Raw genomic sequence first — 7,304 nt, forward strand, 5'->3', positions numbered from 1 at the left:
CCCCTCTCCCCCTCTCCCCCTCTCCCTCTCTCCCTCTCTCCCCATCTCCCTTTTCTATCCGATGCGTCTTGTTTAAAAAAAGAACATCTGTTCTAATTAAGTTATATTCATAAAAATACTATTTCCTAAAAATTATTGTATCCTAGAGGGTTGCGCCGAAAATTTCACCGGAAACCGCAAATATAAAGTACGCAAAAATATTTGAGTGAGTTAAACTAATTTTAGGAAAAATTTAAAGCTTTACTTGCAAGCGATCGCAAAATACCCATGCAGGAAGTTATCAACTCGTTACAGTCTTTTTTCTCTAACTCTGTTGATGCTTTCCTAGAGTGCGATCGACAGCAAAACTACCTATACATCAATCCCGTTGCTGCTGCTTGGATGGGATTGGAGCCTGCTGAAATAGTCAACAAAACTAACCAAGAATTATTGCAATTATATCCCAATAATTCTGCTCTCAAAAACATAATCTCGCAGATTGATTCCTGCCTGCAACAAGTATTTATAACAGGGGAAAAAAAGCTGGCAATTCACGAGGTGAGGGCGGCAGACGGCGGGATTAAAATTTACGAAACTGCTTACACGCCAGCGGTGGATGCCTCTAGCAACCAGATGCGGGTTTTGGGTGTCGGTAGGGATATCACCAGGCACTACCGCTGGCAGCAAGAGAAAACTCAGCAGTTGCGCCGATCGAATCATTTACTGTGGTTGAATGCAGCTAACAGTCCCCTGGCAATGGTAGGCTGGGATGAAAATTTCCGAATCGTTCAGTGGTCAAAACGCGCCCAAGAAATCTTTGGCTGGACATCGGATGATATGATGGGCAAGCATTTCGGCGATTTGGATTTGGTTTGCGAAGAAGAAAGAGAGGCTGTAAGCGCGATCGAACTAGAACTAGCCTCCGGGAATGGCAATATTTCCATCAATCAAAATAAAACTAAAAGCGGACAAGTTATTTGGTGTCGCTGGTTCAACTCAATTATTCGCAGCGGCGACTCTTTTACCGTACTTTCTTTGGTGGAAGACATCACAGATCGCAAACGATTGGAAGCAGAAAAAGCCCAAGCTTCTCGCCTCACAGCAATGGTAGCCGATGTTGGTATTGCCCTCACCAAACACCCTCAAGATATCCTGCTTCCCTGCTGCGACGCAATGGTGCGAAATATTGATGTCGCCTCCGCTGAAATTTGGACTTTAAACTCTCAATCCAATATTTGGGAGTTGCAAGCAGCCTCGGGACTCTACAGCCGCACAGGCGATCGGGCTAGCTTTATTGCAAGTAAGGTTAACTCGATCGCCCAACAGCAAAAACCGCAATTTGACTGCGGATTTGAACTGAAGAATTTTGGACTTCCAGAAGAAGAATCCGAAGCAACAGGGTTATGCAGTTCCGAATTAGCAATTATCAACAGCCGCCAAAATCCGGCAAATTGCCAAATTCCCCAGCAGATTTTTACCTTCGCCGGCTACCCCTTAATAGTCGAAGAAAGGCTGGTGGGAGTCATGGTAATTATCAGTTTCAAGCCGCTGACAGCACCATTTCAAGAAACTTTAGCATCCGTTGCCGATGTCATAGCTTTAGGCATCGAACGCAAGCGCGCAGAAGCTGAATTAAAATCCGCTAAAGGGTTCCTCAATTCCGTAGTAGAAAATCTGCCCGTGGGAGTTTTTGCTAAAGATGCTTCTTCGCTAAAATTTGTGCTGTGGAATAAGGCCGGGGAAGCGATCGCAGGTGTTACCTCTCAAGAGGCGATCGGCAAAAATGACTACGATATTTATCCCAAAGAACAAGCTGATGTTTTCACCGCTCAAGATAGGGAAATATTGACAGCTCATCGCAACCAATCTACTGTTAAAGAAATAGCCGAAGAGCCGATCCAAACTCGCCACAAAGGTATGAGAATACTGCACACCCGCAAAGTGCCAATTCTCGACGCTCAGGGGCATCCTCAGTACGTGTTGGGTATTACAGAAGATATTACCGAACGCAGGCAGGTAGACGAAAGCGTGCGCCTCTACGACCAAATAGTGGAGAATATGCAGATTGGTTTGTACGTCTACCATTTGGAAGATCTAGACGATGATAGTACGTTAAGGGCGATCGCCTCCAATCCCGCTGCTACCAGGTTTACTGGGTTAGAAATGGCCGACGTTTTGGGCATGACAATTGACGAAATTTTTCCTCATTTGCGATCGAAAAATATTCCCCAAGCATTTGCTTCGGTAATTATCGGCCAAAAAGCCGTAGAAGTTGAAGATATTGACTGCGATGAATCCGGCAAAATAACTCGCGCTTTTTCTATCAAAGCTTTTCCATTACCTAACAACTGCGTCGGCGTTGCTTTTGAAAATATTACAACTCGCAAGTGCCTGGAATTAGAACTACAAATAGCTTTAACACAAACTGAACGTTCCGAAGAACTGCTTCGCACAGTAATAGACACAACCAGCGACTGGATTTTTGCCAAAGACAAACAATTTAACTATATTTTGGTCAACAAAAGTTTAGCTCAATCTATCGGTAAAACAGTCGAAGAAATTATTGGAAAATCTGATTTAGATTTAGGATTCTCAGAAGAGCTAGTATTTGGGAATCCCGCACAAAATATCCGAGGATTCCGCACAGACGACTCTGCTGCACTAGCTGGTGAAATCATCCACAATCCCTGCGATGCGGCAACTGTTGCTGATGGTTCAGTACATATTTTAGACACCCAAAAAGTCCCTCTGCGCGACGCAGAAGGTAATATATTTGCAGTTCTAGGTTTCACTCACGACATTACAGAACGCTATGAATCGGAAGCAGCTTTGCGTAGAAGTGAATCAAGATTTCGATCTTTAGTAGCTAATATTCCCGGAGTTGTTTATCGCTGGGAATGCGATTTTTCTACAAGTTTTATTAGCGATGCCGTTTACTTGCTTTCGGGCTACCCGGCTGCGGATTTTCTTTTGCCTTTGGAGATGGGAAGCCGGACTTTTGCTAGTATTATTTACCCGGAAGATTTGGCAAAAGTAGAAGCAACAATTTGGCAATCAATAGAAAGCAAACAGTCTTATAATTTGGAATACCGCTTGTTAGCAGCAGATGGCACCGTTAAATGGGTGTGGGATAAAGGTTCTCCCGTGTTCGACGCAGATGGGAGCGTTTTCTGTTTGGACGGGGTGATTTTGGATATTAGCGATCGCTATTACGCCCAAGAAGCATTGCGCCAAAAAACTTCCGAGTTAGAAGCTGTTTTTCTGGCCCTGCCCGATTTGTATTTCCGCCTCAATACTGACGGCATTATTTTGGATTACTTATCAGGAAATTCAGCGGATTTCTACCTGAATTCTGAGTATTTTATGGGCAAACGAATGGCAGATATATTACCTGCAACCGTCGCCAGCCAGTTCAATCTGGCAATGTTTCAAATTTCCGAAAACGGAACACCGATTGATCTAGAGTATTCCCTACCCAGGCCGGCAGGAGAAGAAACTTATGAAGCTAGATTGCTACCTCTTAACTCTAATCAGGCGATCGTTATTGCCCGCAATATTACTAAGCGCAAACAAGCCGAATCTCAATTAAAAGATAAAAATGCCCAATTAGAGCAAACATTGAAACAATTAGGAAAAACTCAAGCTCAACTAATTCATGCGGAAAAAATGTCTAGTTTGGGACAGCTAGTCGCGGGAATTGCTCACGAAATTAATAATCCTGTCAGTTTTATTTACGGCAATATTATTCACGCGAGCCTGTATGCGAATAATTTGCTACAATTGTGTACTTTGTATCAAGAACATTACCCGGAACCTGTTGCTGCGATCGCAAATCTTGCTGAAGAAATAGAAATCGAATTTATGAAAGAGGATTTTCCGCACCTGTTGACTTCTATTCAAACTGGAGCCGATCGCATTCGTGAAATTGTTCTGTCTTTACGCAACTTTGCCCGCCTGGAAGAATCCGATATTAAGCGTGTTGATATTCACGAAGGAATTGACAGCGCGCTATTAATTTTGCAACACAAATTCAAAGAAAATGGTAGAAATCGCCCGATTGAAATAATTAAAGAATATGGGACGCTGCCCCAAGTAGAATGCTACGCTGGACAGTTAAATCAAGTGTTTATGAATATATTAAGTAATGCCATTGATGCTTTGGCAAGTGTGAGAAATAGAAAGTGGGAATTGCCTAGTCCAACGGATGCCCAACGGCAAAATTCTACGAGTTTACCTTTGGGTTGTGACGCATTACCTTCGATTCGGATTCGCACGGAGGTTTTGGAGAACAATTGGGTGGCGATCGCCATTTCAGATAACGGCGCGGGAATGGCAGAGTCTGTAAAATCTCGGATATTTGACCCGTTTTTTACGAATAAACCAGTAGGTAAGGGTACTGGTTTGGGATTGTCTATCTCTTATCAGATTGTGGTGGAAAGACACAGGGGCGCGCTGCGCTGCATTTCGGCGCCTGGTGAGGGAACTGAATTTGCGATCGAGATTCCCATGCGGCAAAGATAATTAGTTATTGGTTATTGGTTGTTGGTTGTTAGTTGTTATTGGTTAGTTGTTATTGGTTAGTTGTTATTGGTTGTTGGTTGTTATTGGTTAGTTGTTAGTGGTTGTTGGTTGTTGATAGTTATACGTAAAAAGTGATAATCTAATTGAAGCTTCTAAAACTCAGGAATATTAACATGGCATACAAAGGCATAAAAAATACTTCGAGTGTATTTCAAAAACCAATTAAAGATGATGATGATGATTCCTACGTTGATTATTTTTATGACGATCCGGGGGCGCTGCCGGGAACTCTAGACTTAGAACCGGATGCGCCGCCTCCAGACATTGTATTAATTGACTATTGCGAAACCAAAGCTACTCGCCCCAAAAAATTGTTAAATCCTCAAGAAGCTGCTGCCTATTTAGATACAAAATCTGTTTCTTGGGTTGATATGTTGGGATTGGGCAATAAAGAAACTTGGCGACAAATGAGCGATGTTTTTAATTTGCACGTAATGGCTCAGGAAGATGTAGTAAATATTCCCCAACGCCCGAAAGTTGTAGACTATGAAGAACACCTTTTAATTATTGCCTGGATGGTGATGATTAAGCCTAATTCAGATAATTTTCACAAAGAACAAGTTAGTTTCATTTTGGGCAAACATTACCTGCTAAGTGTTCAGGAAGAACCGGACTATGATTGTTTCGATCCGGTGCGCGAGCGAATTCGCAAAGGACAAGGAGCTATTCGCAAGCACGGAGCTGATTATCTTGCTTATACTCTGTTGGATTCGATTATAGATGGATTTTTCCCTGTATTAGAACTTTACGGAGAGCGGATTGAAGAATTAGAGGATGAAGTGGTGGTGAACCCCAATCGCAAAACCCTGGAAAAAATCTATAAAATTCGGCGAGAATTGCTGACGCTGCGCCGCGCCATTTGGCCGCAGCGGGATGCAATTAATGTTTTGATTCGAGATAGCAGCGATTTGATTACTCCAGAGGTGCGAATTTACTTGCGTGACTGTTACGATCACACGGTGCAGGTGATGGATATGGTGGAAACCTATCGAGAGTTATCGTCGGGTTTGATGGATGTTTATCTGTCTTCGGTTGGCAATAAGATGAATGAAATCATGAAATTGCTAACGGTGATTTCGAGTATTTTTATTCCGTTAACTTTTGTGGCGGGAGTATACGGGATGAATTTCAATACAGAAAAATCGCCTTTGAATATGCCGGAACTGAACTGGTATTTTGGCTATCCGCTTTGTTGGGCGTTGATGGTGGCGATCGCGTCTAGTTTAGTTTTCTTCTTTTGGCGGCGCGGCTGGTTTGAAAATTTTTCTACTATTAAAGATGATTGAAATCTAAAATCCTCAATTGATTGACGAACGATCGCGTACAATAAGTCTGGGGAAAAAAGTAGGCGCAGGCGGTTGCGGATTGGCGAAAGCTGGTCTGAGGAAAGTCCGGGCTCCCGAAAAACCAAACTTGCTGGGTAACGCCCAGTGCGAGCGATCGTGAGGATAGTGCCACAGAAAGATACCGCCCCCCGATTTGAGATTGGAGATTAGAGATTGGAGATTGCATCAAAAATCGATCGTCAAAAATTGCAAGTTGTTAGGGGGTAAGGGTGCAAAGGTGCGGTAAGAGCGCACCAGCAGCATCGAGAGGTGCTGGCTAGGTAAACCCCGGTTGGGAGCAAGGTCGGAGGGACTATGGTTGGTTTTTTACCAGTTCCGTTTTTTGGTACCGCTTGAGGCGTTTGGTAACAAACGTCCCAGATAGATAACTGCCATCGAAAAGTGCTTGCATTTGAGAGAACAGAACCCGGCTTATGTCCGACTTTTTTCCCTCCAAAAATCCCAGAGTGGGAGAGTGGGAGAATTTTTATATATTATTTTTAGAATCAAGTGAGATATAGCAATTCGATCGCGTTGTGAGGATATGCGGGCTGCTTCCTGTGCCCGCGAGGCTTATGCGCGACAGATAGCCTCATGTTACCGAGACTCGGCTATAGATTTCCAATTCCCAATTCCCAATTCCCAATTCCCAATTCCCAATTCCCAATTCCCTGTTTGCCCAATTCGCTATGAATATGCTTTATCCTGGTCGCCAAAAGCAACTTGAAACATTAATTGAAAAGTTGGGACTGTCGAAGGATGCTTCGATCAAATGGCATCTCGTCGATTTAGCTTTGACTCATGCGAGTGCGTCTGCTAAGGCAAATTACGAGCAGCTAGAGTTTGTCGGCGATGCTGTGGTGCGGCTGGCTGCGTCTGAATTGTTGTTTGAGATTTATCCTGACTGTACGGTGGGGGAATTTGCTGCCATTCGATCGATCTTGGTGAGCGATCGCATTCTTGCTAAAATCGCTGAAAGTTACGGGTTCGATCGCTATTTAATTGTTTCCAGCAGCGCCGCCGCCGACAAAACAGGTGCTGTTCCCAGACTGGCCGATTCTTTGGAAGCCTTACTCGCCGCGCTTTATTTGAGCGCCCAGACGTTAGAATTAATTCGCCCTTGGTTAGACGGTCACTTTCAACGCCTAGCGGCGGAGATTCGCAGCGATCCGGCCAGGCAAAATTACAAAGCTGCTCTCCAAGAGTTGACTCAAGGCAAATATAAAACTTTGCCCAAGTATACCGTGGAAGAAACCGGAACTGTCCAGGGCGGCGAGGATCGTTTTACGGCAAAAGTTAGCATTCAGGGAGAGTTGGTAGCAGAGGGAAAAGGTCGATCGATCAAAGCTGCCGAACAAGCTGCGGCTCGCTCCGCTTTCAATAAATTAGTTAGTTGTTAGTTGTTAGTTGTTAGTTGTT

General features: G+C 43.9%; 3 protein-coding genes and 1 other RNA gene. All 4 read left to right on the forward strand.

Translation table 11 applies throughout. The features are described 5' to 3' along the window. The first annotated feature begins 267 nt into the window (after positions 1 to 267). Positions 268 to 4,500 carry a PAS domain S-box protein gene (locus QUA97_RS20180; RefSeq protein ID WP_194066957.1) on the forward strand — a complete coding sequence of 1,411 codons (4,233 nt, stop codon included), beginning with the start codon at positions 268 to 270 and terminating at the stop codon, positions 4,498 to 4,500. Positions 4,501 to 4,673: 173 nt separating this feature from the next. Next, a complete protein-coding gene (gene corA / locus QUA97_RS20185; protein ID WP_333195658.1) occupies positions 4,674 to 5,846 on the forward strand; it encodes a magnesium/cobalt transporter CorA in 1,173 nt (390 codons plus the stop codon). A gap of 55 nt (positions 5,847 to 5,901) precedes the next feature. Then, an RNA gene (rnpB, locus tag QUA97_RS20190) (RNase P RNA component class A) lies at positions 5,902 to 6,335 on the forward strand. A gap of 239 nt (positions 6,336 to 6,574) precedes the next feature. Further along, positions 6,575 to 7,285, forward strand: coding sequence for a ribonuclease III (gene rnc / locus QUA97_RS20195; protein ID WP_194066959.1), 711 nt, complete (start codon positions 6,575 to 6,577; stop codon positions 7,283 to 7,285). Positions 7,286 to 7,304: the final 19 nt, after the last annotated feature.

Source organism: Microcoleus sp. CZ3-B2 (assembly GCF_036705055.1).
Classification (GTDB): Bacteria; Cyanobacteriota; Cyanobacteriia; order Cyanobacteriales; family Microcoleaceae; genus Microcoleus.

Bases quoted from the DNA above. Each gene is read 5' to 3' on its own strand.
- QUA97_RS20180 (WP_194066957.1), top strand. From the start codon at position 268: ATGCAGGAAGTTATCAACTCGTTACAGTCTTTTTTCTCTAACTCTGTT.
- corA (WP_333195658.1), top strand. From the start codon at position 4,674: ATGGCATACAAAGGCATAAAAAATACTTCGAGTGTATTTCAAAAACCA.
- rnc (WP_194066959.1), top strand. From the start codon at position 6,575: ATGAATATGCTTTATCCTGGTCGCCAAAAGCAACTTGAAACATTAATT.